The sequence below is a fragment of the Streptomyces venezuelae ATCC 10712 genome, assembly GCF_008639165.1.
Taxonomy (GTDB): Bacteria; Actinomycetota; Actinomycetes; order Streptomycetales; family Streptomycetaceae; genus Streptomyces; species Streptomyces venezuelae.
Genome location: NZ_CP029197.1, coordinates 6,950,709 through 6,970,144, shown reverse-complemented (window position 1 = coordinate 6,970,144; position 19,436 = coordinate 6,950,709). Strand labels below are relative to the sequence as shown.

Below are 19,436 nucleotides of genomic sequence, written 5' to 3'. Positions count from 1 at the left end.
GCGACGGTAGGGGTGGGGCGGAAGGGGTCAGGTGAGCAGAAAGTCAGCCTGACCGGATTTGGCCCCCTGGATGAAAGCGGCGATCTCCCCGTGGGTGTAGATGAGCGCTGGTCCTTCAGGGTCTGCGGACTGTCGCACGGCGACTCTGCCGTCGGCCAGCTTCATGGCCTCCACGCAGTTGCCCCCGTTCCCGCCGCTCCATGGCTTGTGCCAGCCCTCGGCACCGAGCTCAGCGGCGGGCATGCCGTTGTATATGCGATCCATTCACAGCTCCTTGCGGAGATTCCGGAGAATCTCCTTCGTGCGTTGTGCAGTCGCGGCCTGAGCCGCCATGCGGTCCATGACCTCCAGGTGGGATGCCACCTCGGGGCGCGCGTCGAGATAGACGGCGCCGGTCAGGTACTCGCTGTAGACCATGTCCGGAAGTTCGGGCATGGCGAAGCGGAAGAGGACGAACGGTCCGTAGGTGCCGGGATGGTGGCCGGACGCGAACTCCGCGATCTGCAGGGTGACGTTCGGCAGCTCCGACGCTTCGAGCAGCCGGTCGAGCTGGTCGCGCATCACTTCGGGCCCGTCACCGACCGGTCGGCGGAACACCGTCTCGTCCATGATCACCCAGAACTTCGGGGCGTCCTCCCTGGTGAGCAGGGACTGGCGCTCCATCCGTAGGGCTACATGCCGTTCGGCGTCCTCGTCCTTGCCGGCATCGCTGCCGCCACCGACCGCCCCGCTGCGCAGAATGGCGCGGGCGTAGTCCTCGGTCTGGAGCAGACCGGGGACGAACTGGGGCTCATAGGCCCGGATGAGGCTCGCGGCCCCCTCCAGGCTCACGTACATGGAGAACCAGCCGGGCAGCACGTCGTGGAACCGCTGCCACCAGCCGGGGAGGTTGGCCTCCTCCGCGAGGGCGATGAAGCCCTCCGCCTCGGAGTCCGTGATCCCGTACTCCCTCAACAGGAGCTGCACGTACGGAATCTTCAGCGCGACCTCGGCGGTCTCCATCCGCCGGACGGTGGCCGGGGCGACCCGGAGGACCTTCGCGGCCTCTTCCCTCTTCAGGCCGGCCCGCTCCCGCAGATCCTGCAGGCGCCTGCCGAGAACGACCTGTCCCACCGTGGGGGCGGACCGCGGCTCGCTCACTCTCAGACCTCCCCGACGCACTGTTTCGACGAGTGTGCCACGAAGCCGGGCCAGAGAGAACACAGCACTCTGCAAATTTCAGAGTGCCACTTGCCAAGTGTCCGACTCAGGAGGACAGTGTTCCGGTGAACCAGTACACGCTGCCGCCGTGCGCCACCGCGCCCCGGCGACAGCGCCGTACGGCAGTCCTGCCCACTGTTGTGAGGAACCGGTCGTGGCTTCTGGTAACGCGCAGCCTTCAGGTCTCATGAGTCCCCGAGTCATGGCCCAGCGCCCGCAGCCGCAGACCGATCCCGTGCGCCGCTTCGCCTTCGAGCTCCCCGCCCTCACCGGCTCGGTCGCCCGCGCCCGCAGACTCGCCGAGGAACGCCTCATCCTCTGGGGCTGCGGACCCGACATCCGCGACACCGTCGCCCTGGTCGTCTCCGAACTCGTCACCAACGCCGTCGTCCACACCGCCAGCGACCGCTTCATATGCGAACTGCGCGAGGGCGAGGACACGCTCCGCATATCCGTCCGCGACGAAGGCGGCCCCGCGGGACCCCGGATACGCGACTGCGGCGAGGAGGAACGCGGCCGCGGACTCCTCATCGTCGACGCCGTCTGCACCGCCTGGGGCGCCGACCGCACCGGCCACGGCACGGCGCAGATCGTCTGGGCGGAACTGGCCCACGGCATGGGGGAACCGTGCTGAGGTCGATGGCCACCCGCATGATCCCGCTGCTCCCCGGGAACCGTGGGCCGTCCGCCGCCGAGCGCCTCCCGGAGCCCCGCCGCTCCCCCGGACTCCGCCCCGGCACCCGAGGCGCCGCCCACTCCCGGGACCTCGGCACCACCCGCCTCGCCGTCCCCGTCGGACTGCACACCGGACTCGGCTGCGACGCCGTCGGCGTCCCCGCCCGCTTCGGCTTCAAGATCCTCTCCCGCCTCCCCGCCAAGGGCTGCGTCTACGCCGACTCCGACTGGTGGTGGTGGCTCGTCCCCGCCGGCTCCGACCACGACGTGACCTGGCCGCTGCCCTCCTGCTACGCCCGCGGCGCCGAGATCCCCGACCGCAGGCCCCGCCTCATCCACCACCCCGACGGCACCTCCCCCTACACACCGCCCATCCCCCTCTACCTGCTGGTCTGCCAGCTGACCGGGATCGCGCCGTCCTGGGCCGGGCCCCCCGTGCGCAGCGCACTCTGAGACGCGCCACCCCGCACGGTCCGTGACGGCATAGGCTCGGGGACATGTTCACCCCGCAGGGTCCCAGCCTCCGCGAGCTGACCGTCCAGGCCCTCTCCTCCGTCGAGCACGGCTACGACCTGCTCGCGGACAAGTTCGACGCGACCCCGTTCCGCACCTCCGACCGCCTCCTGACCGCGGTCGGCCGGACCCTGGAGACCCTCGGCCCCTTCGACACGGGCCTCGACGTCTGCTGCGGCACCGGCGCCGGACTCGACGTCCTCCGCTCGGTCTGCGCGGGCCGGATCACCGGCGTCGACTTCAGTACGGGCATGCTGACCCGGGCCCGCGAAGCCCACCCCACCGCCGATCTGGTCCGCGCCGACGCCCTGGCCCTGCCGTTCGGCCCGGTCTTCGACCTCGCGGTCAGCTTCGGCGCCTTCGGCCACTTCCTGCCCGCCGCACAGCGCACCCTGTTCGCACAGGTCCACGCCTCCCTCCGGCCCGGCGGCACCTTCGCCTTCCCCCTGCCCGCCCCGCCCCCGGTCGGCTCCCGCCTCTATTGGATCCTGTGGGGATTCGACGCCGCGATGCGCGTCCGCAACACGGTCTGGCGCCCGCCGTTCGTCATGTACTACCGCACCTTCCGCCTCCCGGACGTCCGCGCCCGCCTGGAGGAAGCCGGCTTCCACGTCTCCCTCACCCCGGTGGAAACCCTCGGCCGCCGCGACGACGGCAGCCCCCACTGCCGCCTGGTGGTGGCCCGGAAGGGCTAGGGAGCCGTCCCCGTCCAGAGGAGCGGAGGGCGGTCGAAACCGATCCTCACCTCGACGTCGAGGACGGAACTCCCCGACCCGCTGCCCGGCGGGACGTCGAAGCCGTACGCGGCGACCGCGCGCTTTCCCGGCGCCACGCTGCCCGCGAGCCCGATCCCCAGGTCGGGCGTCGCGTCGAAGACCTGCCCGAGCTCCCGGCCCGCACCGTCCCGCGCCATGACCGTCACCACCGCGAGGTCCAGCCGCGCGGCGGAGCCGTTGCGCACCGTGACGCACATGGTCACCGCCCGTGGGCCGGAAGGTGGGCCGGCGGGTCGGTCGGGTCCCGGAGCGGCGGGGGGCCGGCCCGTGCCCGGCGGGGGCGTCGGGCCCGGACGCTCTTCCTCGGTCATGGCGTGCCTCCGTCCCTCGCGCGACGGTCTCGGCCGCCGCCCGGGTTCAGGCCCCCAGAATAGGCGGCCGCCCGCGGGAGCGCCCCGGCGCCGGAGCCCCCGGCGAGGAACGCGAAATGCCGGTCGATACGAGATCGACCGGCATTTCGGCTGGTGTCCGAGGGGGGACTTGAACCCCCACGCCCGATAAAGGGCACTAGCACCTCAAGCTAGCGCGTCTGCCATTCCGCCACCCGGACAAGGTGTCTGTCGCTTCGGGGTTTCCCTCGCGGCGACAGAAGTAACTCTACCAGGGGTTCGAGGTGGGTTTCACCAGCGTTTTCCGTGGTCAGTGCGGGTGACACCGGCGTGCCGGAGCGGGGGAGGCCCCGGCCCGCCGCTGACCGGTCCGGGGCCGCCCCTTTCGCTCAGTCCCTCTTCTCGCGCAGGGAGTGGAGGTGCGCGCTGGACCTGCGGGCGAAGGAGAGCGAGTCGACGGGGTTGTCGCGCTCGGTCTGCCAATGGTGGCCGCCGCGGCCGTGGCGGGTGCGGTTGACCGCCGAGATGAAGCGCCGGTAGTCGATGTCGCCGTCTCCGACGTCCGTCATGCGGTAGCCGTAGGGCACCGCGGAGTCGTCCCGGTCCCCGTCCTTCACGTGGAAGAGCGGATAGCGGTCCGGCTGGTCCAGGACGTAGTCGAGCGGGTCGAAGGGGGCGGGGGTGCCGTCCGGGCGGACCGAGTAGCGGTACTGGCCGACGTAGGCCCAGAAGATGTCCATCTCCAGGTGCACGAGGTCGGGGTCGGTCTCGGCGAGGAGGACGTCGTAGAGCCGCACGTCGGGGCGGTCACTGGCGAAGGAGAACTCCTCCGAGTGATTGTGCTGGTAGAACTTCATGCCCCGCTTCCGCGCCGCGGCGCCGAACCGGTTGAACTCCTCCGCGCACCGCTTCCAGCCGTCGACGGTGGAGCCGTAGCGCCAGGGCCCGGAGGCGGTGCCGATGTGGGGCAGTCCGAGGGCGGCGGCGTCGTCGAGGACGCGGTCGAGGTTCTGGGCGAAGGTGTACGCGGCCGGGTCGCTGGAGTAGTAACCGACGTGGCTGCCGATGGGCCGGAGTCCGTGGTCGCGGGTGAGGCGCTTGAGCTGGGCGAGGGTGATGGGGCCCGCGGCGCCCTGCTCATAGCCGGCGAACTCGACCTCGTCGTAGCCGTACTTCCGCAGCTCGGCGAAGACGGCGGCGAAGCCGAGGGTCGCGACCTTGTCACGCAGCGAGTAGAGCTGGATGCCGAGGCGGCCGGGCGGGAGGACCGGGCGGCCGTGCCCCTTGCCCTGTCCCGGAGCGGTGGCCGCCGCCGCCGTGGCGGCGGGGGCCGCCGCTCCGAGGAGCGCGGCGGCGGTCGCTCCGGCGGCGACGCCCAGCATGTTCCGCCTGCTGAGCCTGTGGACGAGCTCGGGGTCGCCGGCGGCTTCCGTACGGCGGGTGCGATTCATCTGTGGATAACTCCTTGGGTGTCGTCAGGGCCTGCTTCACTTGATTCAGCGGGTTCCGGAGCGAGGTCGTTCAGTCGACTCCGGCCAGCCTGAGCAGCAGGTTCTTCACATCGGTGGCCGCGACGCGGCCGTCCAGGGCGCGGGGGGTGGAGCACAGGATGAGCGGACCGTCGGGACTGTCGACGCTCGCGGGGAGGCGGCCGTGGCTGCCGCGGAGGGGTGAGGGGTCGAGCGGGACGACCGCGAGCCGGTACCTCATACCGAGCTTCTTCCGCGCGAGCTCCCTGGCCGCCTTGACCCGTACGTAGGGGTCGAGCGGGTCCATGAGGAGTTCGGCGGGGTCGTAGCCGGGCTTGCGGTGGATCTCCACGAGCCGTGCGAAGTCGGGGGCGCGGGCGTCGTCGAGCCAGTAGTAGTACGTGAACCAGGAGTCGGGCTCGGCGAGGGCGACCAGCTCCCCCGAGCGCGGGTGGTCGAGGCCGTGTTCCTTCTTGCCGGCGTCGTCGAGGAGCCTCTCCAGACCCGGAAGGTCCGCGAGGGCTTCCCGGACGGCCGGCAGGTCGGTGGGGCGCCGGACGTAGACGTGGGCGATCTGGTGGTCGGCGACGGCGAAGGCCCGGGAGGTCATCGGGTCCAGGTACTCCATGCCGTCCTGGGTGTGGACCTCCAGGAGGCCGGCCCGGCGCAGGGCGCGGTTGATGTCCACGGGCCGGTCGACCCGGGTGATGCCGTACTCGGAGAGGACGACGACGGTGCGTCCCTCGGCTCGCGCCTCGGCGAGGAGCGGGGCGAGGACGGTGTCGAGCGCGGCGGCGGCGCGGAAGGAGCGCGGGTCGTCCGGGCCGAAGCGCTGGAGGTCGTAGTCGAGGTGCGGGACGTAGCAGAGGGCGAGGTCGGGGCGGCGGGTGCGCAGGATGTGGCGGGTGGCGTCGACGATCCAGCGGCTGGAGACGAGGTCGGCGCCGGGTCCCCAGAAGTGGAACAGGGGGAACGTGCCGAACTTCTCGGTGAGTTCGTCGTGCAGGGCCGGCGGCCGGGTGTAGCAGTCGGGTTCCTTGCGGCCGTCGGCGTAGTAGACGGGGCGCGGGGTGACGGTGATGTCGGTGTCGGCGCCCATCGCGTACCACCAGCAGATGTTGGCGACGGTGTAGCCGGGGTGGGTGCGGCGGGCGGCGTCCCAGAGGCGGTCGCCGGAGACGAGGCCGTTGTGCTGGCGCCACAGCAGGACGTCGCCGAGGTCCCGGAAGTACCAGCCGTTGCCGACGATGCCGTGCTCGGCGGGGAGGGTGCCGGTGAGGAAGGTGGTCTGCGCCGTGCAGGTGACGGCGGGGAGGACGGTGGACAGCGGGGCCTGGGAGCCGCTGCGGGCGAGGGCCGACAGGTGGGGCATGTGCGGCAGCAGCCGTGGGGTGAGACCGACGACGTCGAGGACCAGGAGGGGGGTGGGTGCGGGTGCGGACACGGGGGCGGGGTCGCTCATGGCAGTTCCTTGAGGCCGAGGTCGGTCAGCAGATCGCGGGCCAGGGTCAGTTCGGCGGCGATGCCGTCGGCGAGCCGGGCCCGGGTGCGGGGCCGCCGGTCGGGAGGCAGGGCCTGCCAGGTGTACGTCTCGACCTCCAGGTGCCGGGTCCGCGGGTGCGGGCCGCCGACGAGGAGACCGAGGGTCTCCGTCAGGACGGGGAGCGTGGAGCTGAGCGGAGGGGCGGGTGGAGCGTGCAGCGGGACGTGGAAGTGGGCGCGCCAGGGCGTGGCGTCCGGCAGTCCGGGGGTGGTGGTGATCAGGGCGTCGGACGTGGCGAAGGCTTCGGGGAGGTCGTCGGTGCCGCGCAGGCCGGCCGCCGTCCTGGTACGGGTCTGGTGGAGGAAGCGGGGTTCGGCGAAGGCGGCGAGCGCGGCCTTCACCTCGGGGAGGTGGGGGTGCTCGGCGTGGAGCGCCGCGGACAGCTGGGCCTTGGGCACCGGGATGCCGGCGGCCGCCAGGGAGTCCAGGGCGGTGCGCGGATCCTCGAAGGAGGTCGCGAGATGGCAGGTGTCCAGGCAGACGCCGATCCGGGGGCTCGGTACGTCGGCGAGGGCGGCGACCGCGTCGGCGACGGTCTCGACCGTGCAGCCCGGCTCGGGTTCGAGCCCGATCCGGATGCTCCTCCCGGTGAGCTCCTCGAGCGCGTCGAGCCGTCCGGCGAGCGTGGTCAGCGAGGCACGGGCGGTGGCGGCGGCCGCCGCGTCGAACGGGGTGCGCCAGGCGAGGGGCAGGGTGGAGACGGACCCCTCGGTGACGTCCTCGGGGAGCAGCGCGGCGAGGAGCCGGGCCAGGTCGGTGGTGTGGGCGAGGCGTTCGGGGCTCGTCCAGTCGGGCCGGTAGACGCGGTACTTTACCTCGTCGGCACCGAAGCCTTCGTACGGGAAGCCGTTCAGGGTGACCACTTCGAGGCCGCGGCGGTCGAGTGCGGCGCGCAGGGCGCGGAGCGAGGCGGGGTCGGTGGTCAGGGTGCGCGCGGCGTCCCTGGCGAGCCAGAGTCCGATGCCGAGGCGGTCGCGGCCGAGGCGGCGGCGGACCGGTTCGCAGTGGTCGCGGAGCTGGGCGAGGACGCCGTCGAGGGTCTCGGCGGGGTGCACGTTGGTGCAGTAGGCGAGGTGGACGGTGGAGCCGTCGGGGTGCCGGAAGCGCATGGCGGCGCCTCATTCCCCGCCACGGCGGACGGAGTTGCCCTCGTGCAGGTCGGGCGGGGTGGGTACGTCGAGGTGGAGACGGCCGCTGAGGCCGTAGAAGGCGACGGGGTTGCGCCAGAGGACCTGGTCGACGTCGTCGTCCGTGAATCCGGCGGCGAGCATGGCGTCGGCGACCGCGCGGGTCTTGAGCGGGTCGCTGCGGCCCCAGTCGGCGGCCGAGTTCACCAGGACGCGGCCCGTTCCGTACTCCTTGAGGATCGTGACCGTCCTCGCCTCGTCCATCTTGGTGTCGGGATAGACGGAGAAGCCGAGCCAGGCGCCGCTGTCGGCGGCCTCCTTGACGGTCGTCTCGTTGAGGTGGTCGAGAAGGACGCGGTCGGGGGCGAGCGCGGACTCGCGGACGACGTCGATCGTGCGGCGCAGTCCGGTGAGCTTGTCGCGGTGCGGGGTGTGGACGAGGGCCGGCAGACCGTGGTCGGCGGCGAGCTGGAGCTGGGCGGCGAGGGCGGTGTCCTCGGCGGGTGTCATGGAGTCGTAGCCGATCTCGCCGACGGCGACGACGCCGTCCTTGGCGAGATGGCGGGGCAGGACGTCGAGGACGGGGGTGCAGCGGGGGTCGTTGGCCTCCTTCGGGTTGAGGGCGAGGGCGCAGTGGTGGGCGATGCCGTGCTGGGCCGCGCGGAACGGCTCCCAGCCGAGGAGGGAGTCGAAGTAGTCGAGGAAGGAGGCCGGGGAGGTGCGCGGCTGGCCGAGCCAGAAGGAGGGTTCGACGAGGGCCCGGACACCGGCGTCGTACATGGCGCGGTAGTCGTCCGTGGTGCGCGAGGTCATGTGGATGTGGGGGTCGAAGATGCGCATCAGGAGGGCTCCTCGGCGGGGGCGGTGAGGGCGAGGACGAGGGAGAGACCGGCGGGCAGGTCGCGCCCGGCGGCGGTGCGTTCGGCGGCGTGGTCGGTGAGCATCCGGGCGAGTTCGGTGTCCCCGGCGGCTCGCTCGGCGAGTCCGGCGACGGTCGTGACGGGGACGCCGGTGAAGAGGCATTTGAGGACGGCGTGCCGCCAGGCGTGCGGGGTGAGGTGGGTGGCGGCGTAGGGGCCGAGGGCGGCGGCGAGCAGCGTGGTGTCGTGGGTGCGGAGGGCGTCTTCGACGAGGGGCACGGCCTCGGGGCCGGTGACGAGGGAGGGGAGGGCCAGGAGGACGGCGCGGCGCTCGGCGGCGGTGCCGTGGTGGTAGAGCCGGGTGAGGGTGTCGGGTCCGGCGGCGGCCGCCCGGAGGAGAAGGGTGCGGGCCTCGTCCGCGTGCTCGCGCCCGCAGTGCCGTCCGGCGGTGACGAAGCGCTCCTCCCAGCCGGGGGCGCGGGCGCCGGCTTCCGTGAGGGCGGAGTCCAGCCAGGCGCGGGCGGTGGCGGTGGGCGTGGGGGTCAGCATGGCGGGGCCTCCCGGCGGAGGAAGGAGAGGGAGGTGCGGGCGAGTTCGGGCCCGGCGTGGGAGTGCCGGGGCAGTTCGACGACGGTCAGCCCGGGGTAGCCGGCGGCGGTGAGTTCGGCGAGGGCGGCGAGCACCGGAGGGAAGTCGATCTCCCCGTCGCCGAACGGGAGGTGCTCGTGGACACCGCGGCGCATGTCCTCGATCTGGATGTGGTGCACCCAGGGCGCGGCGGCGCGCAGGCAGTCGGCGGGAGGGAGGGGTTCGAGGCACTGGCAGTGGCCGACGTCGAGGGTGAGGCCGAGGACGGCCGGTGGGGGCGCGCCGAGGAGTCCTCGCAGGTGGTGGAAGTCGCTGAGAGTGGCGAGGAGGTGGCCGGGTTCGGGTTCGACGGCGAGGGGGACGCGGGCGGCTTCGGCGGCCTCGGCGACGGGGGCGAGCGCTCCGGCGAGCCGCTGCCATCCTTCGTCGGGCGAGGTGCCGGCGGGGAGGACGCCGCTGAAGCAGTGCAGGGCGTGCGCGCCGAGTTCGGCCGCGATCCGCACGGCTCGCAGCAGCAGCCGGACGCGGGCGGCGCGGTCCTCGGGGTCCGGGTCGAGCAGTGAAGGGCCGTGCTTGCGGTGCGGGTCGAGGACGTAGCGGCCGCCGGTCTCGACCGTCACGCCGAGCCCCACCTCGCCCAGCCGCCGGGCGACCCGGGCGGTGCGGGCGGCCAGGTCGGGGGCGAGCGGGTCGAGGTGCATGTGGTCGAGGGTCAGCCCGACACCGTCGTAGCCGAGGTCGGCGAGCAGCCCGAGCGCGTCGTCGAGCCGGAGATCGGCGAGGCCGTTGGTTCCGTACCCCAGCCGGGGGCGGGCGAGGGGAGGGCGGAAGCGGTCGCTGTTCATGTCGGGCTGACCTTCCGGGCGAGGGCTCGGGCGGCCGGGACGAGGCCCAGCAGGGCGAGTGCGGTTCCCGGGGAGCCGGCCCGGGCGGCGAGCGCGGCCTGGAGGGGGATGGTGGCCCGGATTCCGCCACCGACGGCCCGTTCGGTGAGCGCCGCGGAGGGGTTGAGCGCGGCGTGCAGGAGGAGGGTGGCGGGGGTGCGGGCGTAGACCGGCGCCAGGAGGGAGGGAAGGAGTGCGGTGGGCCGCCGGTCCGGCGACGCGGAGGGCGCCGCCCCTGATGCCGCTACGGCCACGGCCAGGGTGATGGCGAGGGCGGCGAGCGGGGTGCGGGTGGAGCCGCCGTGGGTCTCGTGGCGGGAGACGGCGGTGACGGCGTAGGTGTGTGCCCCGAGGAGGAGCGCGGACGGGAGCGCGCGGACCGGCCCGCCCGACCGGGCGGCGCCTGCCGCCGGGGTGGTGGCGGAGGCCGTGGCGCCGAGGAGGAGGTCGAGGGCTCGGGCGGTGGCCATGGTGGCGGGGCCGGCCGGGGTGTGTTTGAGGCCGAGGTCGTAGGCCCAGACGGTGGTGGCGAGGGCGGTGGCCACCGTGAGGGCGGGGCGGCCCGCGCGGGCGGCGAGGGCGAGGCCGGCCGCCGTCAGGGCCGCCGATGCCGTCAGGGCGGCGGAGGGTGTGATGCGGCCGGAGGGCAGCGGGCGGTGGGGGCGTTCGGCGGCGTCCTCGGCGCGGTCGGCCCAGTCGTTGAGGGCCATCCCCGCCTCGTACAGGCAGAGCGAGGAGCCGATCGCGCTCAGGGTGCCGCGGCCGGGGCGGGCCCCGGCGGCCGCGGCTCCGGCGAGGGCGTCGCCGGGGACGGAGGGCAGGGCCGAGACGCGGAGGAGTTCGGCCCAGGCCCGCGCTCGTCCGGCGCGCCTCGTCATCGGGTCGGCTCCGTGGCCGGGTGTTCCGGGCGGGGCGGGTCGGCGAGGGTGCGGCCGAAGGCCAGCAGTCTGGCGTACTGGTCCGCGAGGGAGGCCGGCGGGGTGCCTTCGGGGTCCTTGAAGTAGAAGGCGAGGTCTTCCAGGGCGCCGGCGGTCCCCTTCTCGTGGGCGCGGGCGGTGAGGCGGGCGAGGTCGAGGACGAGGGGGGCGGCGAGGGCGGAGTCGCAGCCCTGCCAGAGGGTCTGGAGGATCATGCGGGTGCCGAGGAAGCCGTCGAAGGCGATGTGGTCCCAGGCGGTCTTCCACTCCCCCAGGGCGGGGACGTCGTCGATGTGGACCTGGCCTTCGACGCGGGTGCCGAGGGTGTCGGTGAGGACGCGTTCCTTGCCGGCGTTCTTGGCGGCGGCGGCCTCGGGGTCGGCGAGGGCGGCTCCGTCGCCGCCGCCGAGGAGGTTGCTGCCGGACCAGGCGCGTACGGTCAGGGCGCGCTGGCGGAACATCGGGGCGAGGACGGCACGCAGGAGGGTCTGGCCGGTCTTGCCGTCGCGGCCGGCGTGGGGCAGTCCGCTGGCGGCGAGCGGGGCGGCGAGGCTGGGGTGGCGCAGTCCGGTGGACGGGGTGAAGTTGACGTACGGGCACCCGGCGCGGAGCGCGGCCGCGGCGTAGAGGCTGCTGGGTGGGAGCCCGACGCCCCCCGACGCCGGCTCCGTGGAGGCCACATTGACGACCACGACGCGGTCCAGGCCAATGCGGTGACGGAAGTCCGTCAGGTCGTGGGTGAAGGCGGTGACGAGTTGTTCGTCGGTGCGGGTGTCTCCGGGGGCGGGTCCGCCGGGGCGGATCTCGCGGTCGGCCGCTTCGAGTTCGCGGGTGACGGCCTGGGCGAGGCCGTGCGGGAGGACTCCGGCGGTGGTGAGTTGTTCGGCCCGTTTGGGGAGCGGGCAGTCGGTGGTGTCGTGGCCGCCGAAGACGAGGGAGGCGAGCGGGGGCAGGCCGCTGTCGGCGAGTTCGGGGGTTTCGGTGGCCATGCCGGTGGGTGGGTGGAGTCCGGCGACGAGGGCGGCGCAGCCGGCCACGGTGGTGGTGGCGACGGAGCCTCTGGCTCCGATGAGCCAGATTCCGGTGCGGGTTCCGTGGGTCATGGCGTCGGCCTCCTTGCTCGTCCAGCGGAGAGAGAGGTGGTGGGGGTGGTGACGGTGGGCGGGGGGTACGGCGCCGCCCCGCCCACCGTCGTCCGGGGGCTCCCGTCAGTGGGGTGCGGGAGCGCGGGTGGGGGTTTCCGTCAGGGGTGTCAGGAGGGGAGTTCCTTGAGGCGGATGTTGCGGAAGGCGGCCTGGTCGGCGGCTCCGTGGTTCTGGATGCCGATGTGGCCGCTGGTGAGGCTGCGGGCCGGGTCGGTGTTGGTGAAGTCGTTGATCTTGACGCCGTTGAGGAAGACCTGGAGGCGTTCGCCCCGGACCCGGATCTCGTACGTGTTCCACTGGCCGGGGGGCCGCAGGGCCTGGTCGCGGGCCTTGAGCTGGGCGGATTTGAAGCCGTAGACGGCGCCGGTGGTGCGGTCGGGGGCGTCGGTGGCGTCGATCTGGATCTCGTAGCCGTTGTTCACGGCGGACCAGGGGTCGTCACTGGCGGGGAAGCCGACGAAGACGCCGGAGTTGGAGTCGCCGGTGAGTTTCCAGTCGAGGGTGAGGGAGTAGGACCGGAATTCCTTGGCCTGGTACCAGAGCATGCCCATGCCGCCGGTGGAGTGGAGGGCGCGGTCGGTGATGTCGAAGCCGCCGGGTCCTGCCTGCTTCCAGCCTTCGTGGGTTTCGCCGTTGAAGAGGTCGCGGGCTCCGGTCTGGGGTCGGCAGTCGGCCTTGACCTGTCCGGTGGCGTAGCGGAGGCCGCCCAACAGGTGCTGACGGAAGGCGGGTTCGGCGTACGACTCCTTGGTGTGGCCGCCTCCGGTGTAGAAGGAGCGGCCGCCTCCGTAGCTCTGGCACCAGGCGATGGGGTGGTCGCCCTTCATGGTGCCGCCCTGGTAGGTGGTCTCGTCGAGGGTGGCGAGGACGCGGGCCTGGCCGCGGGGGTTGGTGCGGTAGTTGTACCACTCGTCGGTGCGCTGCCAGGGGCCGTCGAGGTGGGCGGTGGCGGGGTGGGTGTGGTCCTCGGCGCGGACGGTGGCGGGCTGGATCTGGGGGTGGGACTGGAAGTGGGCGCCGACGAGTCCGCCGTAGAAGGACCAGTCGTACTCGGTGTCGGCCGCGGCGTGGATGCCCATGTAGCCGCCGCCGGTGGAGACGTAGTTCTCGAAGGCGGTCTGTTGTTCGGCGTTGAGGACGTCGCCGGTGGTGGAGAGGAAGACGACGGCGTCGTAGCGGGCGAGGTTGTTGGTGGTGAACTGGCGTGGTTCTTCGGTGGAGTCGACGGTGATGCCGCTGGTGGCGCCGAGTTCCTTGAGTGCGGTGGTGCCGGTGTCGATGGAGTCGTGGCGGAAGCCGGCGGTCCTGGAGAAGACGAGGACGCGTTTGGCGTCGCGGTTCACGGGGGTGCTGGAGACGGTGAAGTCGTCGACGTCGTAGAGGGCGCCGGTGCCGCCCTTGAAGACGAGGAAGAGTGCGGTGGTCTTCCGGGGCAGGTTCCGCAGGGGGACGTCGACGTCCTGGAAGGTCTCCCAGCTTCCGGTGACGGGGACGGGGGCGGAGCCGTGCAGGGGGCCGGTGGGTGAGCCGGTGCGGACTTCGAGGAAGCCGCCGTTGCCGCCGGAGGAGACGCGGGCGGTGAGGGTGGTGGCTCCGCTGAGGTTGTAGGGGGTGAAGGAGATCCAGTCGCCGTCATTGATGTCGCCGACGGTGCGTCCGCCGTTGGCCTGGGTCTTGTCGAAGAGGTTGACGCCGTTCTGGGTGTCGAAGTGCTCGGCCTGGCGGTGGCGGGGCTGGAGTTTGGCCTGGTCGTGGGTGGTGAGGGCGGCCTGTCCGCCGCCTCCGCCGTCGGTGTACTCGGCGTCGAAGACGGCGAAGATGTTGGCGTCGTCGTCGTGGCCGCCGTCGGCGGAGGTCTTGATGGTGCCGGAGCAGCCGTTGGCGGAGGTGACGGGGTGGCCGTGGCTGTCGTGGCCGAGGATGTAGGTGACCTTGACCTTGGTGCAGTCGATGGTGCCGTCTTCGGGGTCGGTGACCTTCACCTTGAAGGGGATGTCGTCGCCGAAGGAGAAGAGGGCGCCTTCGGCGGGGAGTTCGAGGGTGACCTTGGGGGCGGTGTTGCCGACGACGACGTGGACGGAGGCGGAACCGGTGCGGCCGCTGGGGTCCTTGGCGGTCACGGTCGCCGTGTAGGTGCCGTTCTTCCGGTAGGTGTGGGTGGGGTTGGCGGTGGTGGCGGTGCCGCCGTCGCCGAAGTCCCAGGTGTAGGTGAGGGGGTCGCCGTCGCCGTCGGTGGTGCCGGTGGAGGTGAAGGCGACCTTGAGGGGCGCGGTGCCGGAGGTCTTGTTCGCGTTCGCCTCGGCGACCGGGGAGCGTCCGCCGGTGGCGTTCTCGATGCGGTAGAGACCGGAGTTGTGGTCGCCGCCGAACCAGGCGGTGCCGTAGTCGAGGACGTAGAGGGCGCCGTCGGGGCCGAAGGCCATGTCCATGATCTGGGTGCCGGTCCAGGGGACGGGGTTGATGGAGGCGACGGTGCCGTTGGCGTCCTGGTCGATGCGCTTGATCCAGCGGCGGCCGAACTCTCCGGCGAAGAAGTCGCCGTCGTACGCCTCGGGGAACTTCACCGGGGAGGTGTTGGCGGGGTCGTAGCGGTAGACGGGGCCGCCCATGGGGGATTCGGAGCCGGTGCCGAACTCGGGGACGGAGCCGCCGTTGTACGGGATCCAGGCGGGTTGGGCGGGCGGGAGGTCGACGAGTCCGGTGTTGTACGGGGAGTCGTTCTTGAGGGCGGCGCAGTCGTAGGTGGCACCGGAGGTCTTGGTGGCGAAGTCGTAGTCGACGTAGGGGTCGTTGGCGCCGGTGCAGAAGGGCCAGCCGAAGTTGCCGGGCTTGGTGACGCGGGCGAACTCGACCTGGCCTGCGGGGCCTCGCCGGGGGTCGGCCGCGCCGGCGTCGGGGCCGTAGTCGCCGACGTAGAGGGTGCCGGTGGCCTTGTCGACGCTGAAGCGGAAGGGGTTGCGGAAGCCCATGGCGTAGATCTCGGGGCGGGTCTTGGCGGTGCCGGGGGCGAAGAGGTTGCCGTCGGGGACGGTGTAGCTGCCGTCGTCGGCGACCTTGATGCGGAGGATCTTGCCGCGGAGGTCGTTGGTGTTGCCGGAGGTGCGGCGGGCGTCGAAGGCGGGGTTGCGGCCGGGGCGTTCGTCGATGGGGGTGTAGCCGTCGGAGGCGAAGGGGTTGGAGTCGTCGCCGGTCGACAGGTAGAGGTTGCCCTGGGCGTCGAAGTCGATGTCGCCGCCGACGTGGCAGCAGATGCCGCGGGTGGCGGGGATGTCGATGACCTTCTTCTCGCTCGCGTTGTCGAGCGTGCCGTCGGCCTTGAGGGTGAAGCGGGAGAGGCGGTTGACGCCGTCGTACCGGGCGAAGTCGGCGGCGGTGCCGTTCTCGGGGGCGTCGCCGGCGGGGGTGTCGAGCGGTGGGGCGTAGTAGAGGTAGAGGGCCTTGTTGCGGGCGAAGTCGGGGTCGAGTCCGATGCCCTGGAGGCCTTCCTCGTCGTGGGAGTAGACGGGGACGGTGCCGATGACGGTGGTGTTGCCGGCGGCGTCGGTGCGGCGGAGTTCTCCGTTGCGGGAGGTGTGCAGGACGCTGCGGTCCGGGAGTACGGCGAGGGACATGGGTTCGCCGACTTCGGCGCCGCCCTTGGCGAGGGTGACCTGCTGGAATTCCTCGGCGGCCGGGGCGGTCGCGCCGGCGGTGGCGGCGAGGTCGGTCTCGGCGGCGAGGCCCTGGGGGGCGCCGAGGGCGAGCAGTCCGACGGTGAGCAGGGCGAGCGACGTCCTGGGGCGGAGTCGTTTTCTGTGCACGGGTGTCCTCCGGATTCGGGCCGGGTGTGCGGGTGGTCCGGGGACCGGCGTGCGCCGTCACGCTGGTCACATCGTGCTGTTACGTCATGTACACATCAGGGACCGTAGCCGGGTTCGTCCAGCACGGAAAGCCCTTGTGCACCGACGCGGTCGAACTTTTCCCCGGGAGAGGACAAAGGTCCTCGCGGGCAGCGCGGACCGGCCCGGCGACTCGCTCGCCACCGGGCGCGGACCTGCGCGTTCAGCTCAGTCGGCGCTCCCGAAGGCGGCGTCGAAGGAGGCCGCCGGGGGGTCGAAGTCGTACCGCTTGAGGAAGGACAGCGCCTCGGGGGCGCCGGTCAGCCGGTCCATGCCGGCGTCCTCCCACTCCACGGAGACGGGCCCGGCGTAGCCGATCGACCGGAGCATCCGGAAGACGTCCTCCCAGGGCACGTCGCCGTGCCCGGCGGAGACGAAGTCCCAGCCGCGCCGCGGGTCGCCCCAGGGCAGATGGGAGCCGAGCCGCCCGTTGCGGCCGTCGAGCCGCTTGCGGGCCTCCTTGCAGTCCACGTGGTAGATCCGGTCGCGGAAGTCCCACAGGAAGCCGACCGGGTCGAGGTCCTGCCACACGAAGTGGCTGGGGTCGAAGTTGAGCCCGAAGGCGGGACGGTGGCCGACCGCCTCCAGGGCCCGGTGGGTGGTCCAGTAGTCGTAGGCGATCTCGCTGGGGTGGACCTCGTGCGCGAAGCGGACGCCCTCGGCGTCGAAGACGTCGAGGATCGGGTTCCAGCGTTCCGCGAAGTCCTCGAAGCCGCGCTCCACCATCCGCTCGGGGACCGGCGGGAACATCGCCACCAGGTGCCAGATGGACGAGCCGGTGAAGCCGACGACGGTGTCGACGCCGAGCGCCGCCGCGGCCCGCGCGGTGTCCGCGAGCTCACGGGCGGCCCGCCGCCGCACCCCTTCGGCGTCGCCGTCGCCCCAGATCCGGGCGGGCACGATCGCCTGGTGGCGTTCGTCGATGGGATGGTCGCAGACGGCCTGCCCCACCAGGTGGTTGGAGATCGCCCAGCACTTCAGGCCGTAGGAGTCGAGGAGTTCGCGCCGCCCCTTGACGTACGCGGGGTCGGCGAGCGCCTTGTCGACCTCGAAGTGGTCGCCCCAGCAGGCGAGTTCCAGGCCGTCGTAGCCGAAGTCGCGGGCGTGCCGGCAGACCTCCTCCAGGGGGAGGTCGGCCCACTGGCCGGTGAAGAGGGTGAAGGGTCGGGGCACGGGGCCTCCTCTAGTTCGGCCGGGTCTGCGGTACGGGGGTGTAGACGGCGTTGTTCCGCGCGCTCTCCTCGACGGCGGCCAGCACCCGCTGGACCTGCAGCCCGTCGGCGAAGGACGGCGCCGGCGGGGTCTTCGAGGCGATCGCGTGGACCAGGTCGCGGGCCTGGTGGGCGAAGGTGTGCTCGTAGCCCAGGGCGTGACCGGGCGGCCACCAGCCCTCCAGGTACGGGTGGCCGGGCTCGGTCACGAGGATGCGGCGGAAGCCCGCGGTGACGGCCGGTTCGGTGTGGTCGTGGAAGGAGAGTTCGTTGAGCCGCTCCAGGTCGAAGGCGAGCGAGCCGCGTTCCCCGTTGATCTCGAGTCGCAGGGCGTTCTTGCGGCCCGAGGCCATCCGGGTGGCCTCGAAGGAGGCGAGCGCGCCAGACGCGAGACGCCCGGTGAACAGGGCCGCGTCGTCGACGGTGACCTGCCCGTACGCCTCCGATCCCGCTCCCCCGCCGAGACCGCCCGCGGTGACGCCCGCGAGCAGCGGACGCTTCCGTACGAAGGTCTCGGTGAGCGCCGACACGCCGACGAGCGGCTCCCCCGCCAGGTACTGGGCGAGGTCGACGGCGTGCGCCCCGAGGTCCCCGAGCGCGCCGGATCCGGCGTGTTCGCGTTCCAGGCGCCAGGTGAGCGGGAAGGCGGGGTCGACGAGCCAGTCCTGGAGGTAGGTGACGCGGACGTGCCGCAGGGCGCCGAGCCGACCGTCCGCGACGAGTTGCCGCGCGTACGAAAGGGCGGGCACGCGGCGGTAGTTGAAGCCGACCATGGCGATCTGGCCGCGTTCGGCGGCCGCTTCGGCCGCCGCCGTCATCGTCTCGGCCTCGGCGACCGAGTTGGCGAGGGGCTTCTCGCAGAGGACGTGTTTGCCGGCTTCCAGGGCGGCGACGGCGATCTCCGCATGGCTGTCGCCCGGGGTGCAGACGTCGACGAGCTGGACGTCGTCGCGGGCGATCAGGGCGCGCCAGTCGGTCTCGGCGGCGGCCCAGCCGTGCCGGCGGGCGGCGGCCCGGACGGCGGTGGCGTCGCGGCCCGCGACGGCGGCGAGGACGGGCAGCAGCGGCAGGTCGAAGACGCGTCCGGCGGTGCGCCAGCCCTGGGAGTGGGCGGCTCCCATGAACGCGTAGCCGACCATGCCGACGCCGAGCGTCGGCGGTGCGGCCCCGCTCTCCGTCTGTTCCATACGGTTCCTCCGTTTCGTGGTGCGGCGGTGTACTGCTCCCCCGGGGGCGGTCGGGCCGCCGGGGTCCGGTCAGCTGAAGCCGGTGGGCAGGTACTCGTCGACGTTCTCCTTGGTGACGACGGCCGAGTAGAGGGTGATCGAGGCGGGGATCTCCAGCTCGGACATGCCGCCGACGCCCTTCTTCTGGCCGAGGGCGCGGGCGAGGTCGATCGCGGAGGCGGCCATGGTCGGCGGGTAGAGGACGGTGGCCTTGAGGACGCTGCTGTCGGCCTTGATGGCGTCCATGGCGGACTTGGCTCCGGCGCCGCCGACCATGAGGAAGTCCTTGCGTCCGGCCTGCGCGACGGCCCGCAGGGCGCCGACGCCCTGGTCGTCGTCGTGGTTCCAGAGCGCGTCGAACTTCGGCTGGGCCTGGAGGAGTTGGGCCATCTTGGCCTGGCCGGACTCGACGGTGAAGTCGGCGGCCTGCCGGGCGACCTTGCGGATGTTGGGGTAGTTCTTCAGGGCGTCGTCGAAGCCCTGGGTGCGCTGCTTGGTGAGTTCGAGGCTGTCCATGCCGGCCAGTTCGACGACGGTGGCGTTCGGCTTGTCCTTGAGCCGTTCGCCGATGAAGTTGCCCGCGTTGAGGCCCATGCCGTAGTTGTCGCCGCCGATCCAGCAGCGGTAGGCCTGCGGGGAGGCGAAGATCCGGTCGAGGTTGATGACGGGGATGCCCGCCTTCATGGCCTGGAGCCCGATCTGGGTGAGGGCCTTGCCGTCGGCGGGGAGGATGACGAGGACGTCGACCTTCTTGTTGATGAGGGTCTGGACCTGGCCGATCTGGGTGGCGGTGTCGTTGGAGCCCTCGGTGATCTCCAGGGTGACGTCGGAGTACTTCTTCGCCCGCCGTTCGGCGTTGTCGTTGATGGCGTTGAGCCAGCCGTGGTCGGCCTGCGGGCCGGCGAAGCCGATGGTGACGGGGGTGCCGGGCTTGTCGTCGGCGGCGGGCGCGGCGCTGCCCGCGGGGGCCGCGTCCTGGGCTTTCGGCTCGTTGCTGGTGCAGGCGGTGAGCAGGGCGCCGGCGGAGACGGCCGCGCCGCCGAGGAGGAGGTGTCTGCGGCTGGTTTCGGGCATGGCGGTGGATCCCTTCCGAGG

At 72.4% G+C, this 19,436-nt stretch carries 18 protein-coding genes and 1 tRNA gene; 3 read left to right on the top strand and 16 right to left on the bottom strand.

The genetic code is table 11. The features are described 5' to 3' along the window. Positions 1 to 27 precede the first annotated feature (27 nt). On the bottom strand, positions 28 to 264 hold the full coding sequence (locus tag DEJ43_RS31955; protein ID WP_015037566.1) for a DUF397 domain-containing protein: 237 nt from the start codon (positions 262 to 264) through the stop codon (positions 28 to 30). Further along, positions 265 to 1,140: a helix-turn-helix domain-containing protein gene (locus DEJ43_RS31950; RefSeq protein WP_015037565.1), complete on the bottom strand. Its 876-nt coding sequence runs from the start codon at positions 1,138 to 1,140 to the stop codon at positions 265 to 267. It abuts the gene before it with no gap. A 262-nt stretch (positions 1,141 to 1,402) separates the two neighbouring features. On the opposite strand from DEJ43_RS31950, the gene DEJ43_RS31945 reads away from it, so the two are divergent. From DEJ43_RS31945 to DEJ43_RS31935, 3 genes are read left to right on the top strand one after another with little or no spacing between them, the layout of a single operon-like run. Further along, positions 1,403 to 1,834: an ATP-binding protein gene (locus DEJ43_RS31945; protein WP_015037564.1), complete on the top strand. Its 432-nt coding sequence runs from the start codon at positions 1,403 to 1,405 to the stop codon at positions 1,832 to 1,834. Beyond that, entirely contained in the window at positions 1,828 to 2,328 is a 501-nt protein-coding gene (locus tag DEJ43_RS38410; protein WP_015037563.1) for a hypothetical protein, read from the top strand. The genes DEJ43_RS31945 and DEJ43_RS38410 overlap by 7 nt, the downstream gene beginning before the upstream one ends. A gap of 44 nt (positions 2,329 to 2,372) precedes the next feature. Continuing rightward, the gene (locus DEJ43_RS31935; RefSeq protein ID WP_015037562.1) at positions 2,373 to 3,083 is read left to right on the top strand and encodes a class I SAM-dependent methyltransferase; all 711 of its coding nucleotides are present in this window, start codon (positions 2,373 to 2,375) and stop codon (positions 3,081 to 3,083) included. Here the strand turns inward: DEJ43_RS31935 and DEJ43_RS31930 are convergent. The 14 genes from DEJ43_RS31930 to DEJ43_RS31865 all read right to left on the bottom strand — a co-directional run bounded on the left by DEJ43_RS31930 (position 3,080) and on the right by DEJ43_RS31865 (position 19,415). Further along, complete coding sequence (locus DEJ43_RS31930) at positions 3,080 to 3,361, bottom strand: hypothetical protein (RefSeq protein ID WP_015037561.1); 282 nt, start codon at positions 3,359 to 3,361, stop codon at positions 3,080 to 3,082. The two genes, DEJ43_RS31935 and DEJ43_RS31930, sit on opposite strands and share 4 nt — an antisense overlap. 265 nt (positions 3,362 to 3,626) lie before the next feature. Further along, positions 3,627 to 3,714, bottom strand: a tRNA-Leu gene (locus DEJ43_RS31925). Between the two features lie 168 nt (positions 3,715 to 3,882). Then, positions 3,883 to 4,944: a sugar phosphate isomerase/epimerase family protein gene (locus DEJ43_RS31920; protein WP_015037560.1), complete on the bottom strand. Its 1,062-nt coding sequence runs from the start codon at positions 4,942 to 4,944 to the stop codon at positions 3,883 to 3,885. Between the two features lie 70 nt (positions 4,945 to 5,014). Then, positions 5,015 to 6,424: an alkaline phosphatase family protein gene (locus tag DEJ43_RS31915; RefSeq protein ID WP_015037559.1), complete on the bottom strand. Its 1,410-nt coding sequence runs from the start codon at positions 6,422 to 6,424 to the stop codon at positions 5,015 to 5,017. Then, positions 6,421 to 7,614 (bottom strand): metabolite traffic protein EboE, encoded by a 1,194-nt coding sequence (eboE, locus tag DEJ43_RS31910; protein WP_015037558.1) that lies wholly within the window; start codon positions 7,612 to 7,614, stop codon positions 6,421 to 6,423. Before eboE ends, DEJ43_RS31915 begins: the two co-directional genes overlap by 4 nt. Positions 7,615 to 7,623: 9 nt before the next feature. Beyond that, entirely contained in the window at positions 7,624 to 8,472 is an 849-nt protein-coding gene (locus tag DEJ43_RS31905; protein ID WP_015037557.1) for a TatD family hydrolase, read from the bottom strand. After that, a complete protein-coding gene (locus DEJ43_RS31900; protein WP_015037556.1) occupies positions 8,472 to 9,041 on the bottom strand; it encodes an EboA domain-containing protein in 570 nt (189 codons plus the stop codon). The genes DEJ43_RS31905 and DEJ43_RS31900 overlap by 1 nt, the downstream gene beginning before the upstream one ends. Beyond that, positions 9,035 to 9,925 carry a sugar phosphate isomerase/epimerase family protein gene (locus DEJ43_RS31895; protein WP_015037555.1) on the bottom strand — a complete coding sequence of 297 codons (891 nt, stop codon included), beginning with the start codon at positions 9,923 to 9,925 and terminating at the stop codon, positions 9,035 to 9,037. The genes DEJ43_RS31900 and DEJ43_RS31895 overlap by 7 nt, the downstream gene beginning before the upstream one ends. After that, complete coding sequence (locus tag DEJ43_RS31890) at positions 9,922 to 10,842, bottom strand: SCO3242 family prenyltransferase (RefSeq protein ID WP_015037554.1); 921 nt, start codon at positions 10,840 to 10,842, stop codon at positions 9,922 to 9,924. Before DEJ43_RS31890 ends, DEJ43_RS31895 begins: the two co-directional genes overlap by 4 nt. Then, positions 10,839 to 11,984, bottom strand: a complete 1,146-nt coding sequence (locus tag DEJ43_RS31885; protein WP_015037553.1) for an inositol-3-phosphate synthase — start codon at positions 11,982 to 11,984, stop codon at positions 10,839 to 10,841. Before DEJ43_RS31885 ends, DEJ43_RS31890 begins: the two co-directional genes overlap by 4 nt. A 149-nt stretch (positions 11,985 to 12,133) precedes the next feature. Beyond that, on the bottom strand, positions 12,134 to 15,826 hold the full coding sequence (locus DEJ43_RS31880) for a ThuA domain-containing protein (protein ID WP_015037552.1): 3,693 nt from the start codon (positions 15,824 to 15,826) through the stop codon (positions 12,134 to 12,136). 246 nt (positions 15,827 to 16,072) lie between these two features. Continuing rightward, on the bottom strand, positions 16,073 to 17,077 hold the full coding sequence (locus DEJ43_RS31875) for a sugar phosphate isomerase/epimerase family protein (protein WP_015037551.1): 1,005 nt from the start codon (positions 17,075 to 17,077) through the stop codon (positions 16,073 to 16,075). Between the two features lie 10 nt (positions 17,078 to 17,087). Further along, on the bottom strand, positions 17,088 to 18,302 hold the full coding sequence (locus DEJ43_RS31870; RefSeq protein WP_015037550.1) for a Gfo/Idh/MocA family protein: 1,215 nt from the start codon (positions 18,300 to 18,302) through the stop codon (positions 17,088 to 17,090). 69 nt (positions 18,303 to 18,371) lie between these two features. Further along, positions 18,372 to 19,415, bottom strand: coding sequence for a substrate-binding domain-containing protein (locus DEJ43_RS31865; protein ID WP_015037549.1), 1,044 nt, complete (start codon positions 19,413 to 19,415; stop codon positions 18,372 to 18,374). Between the last annotated feature and the right edge of the window lie 21 nt (positions 19,416 to 19,436).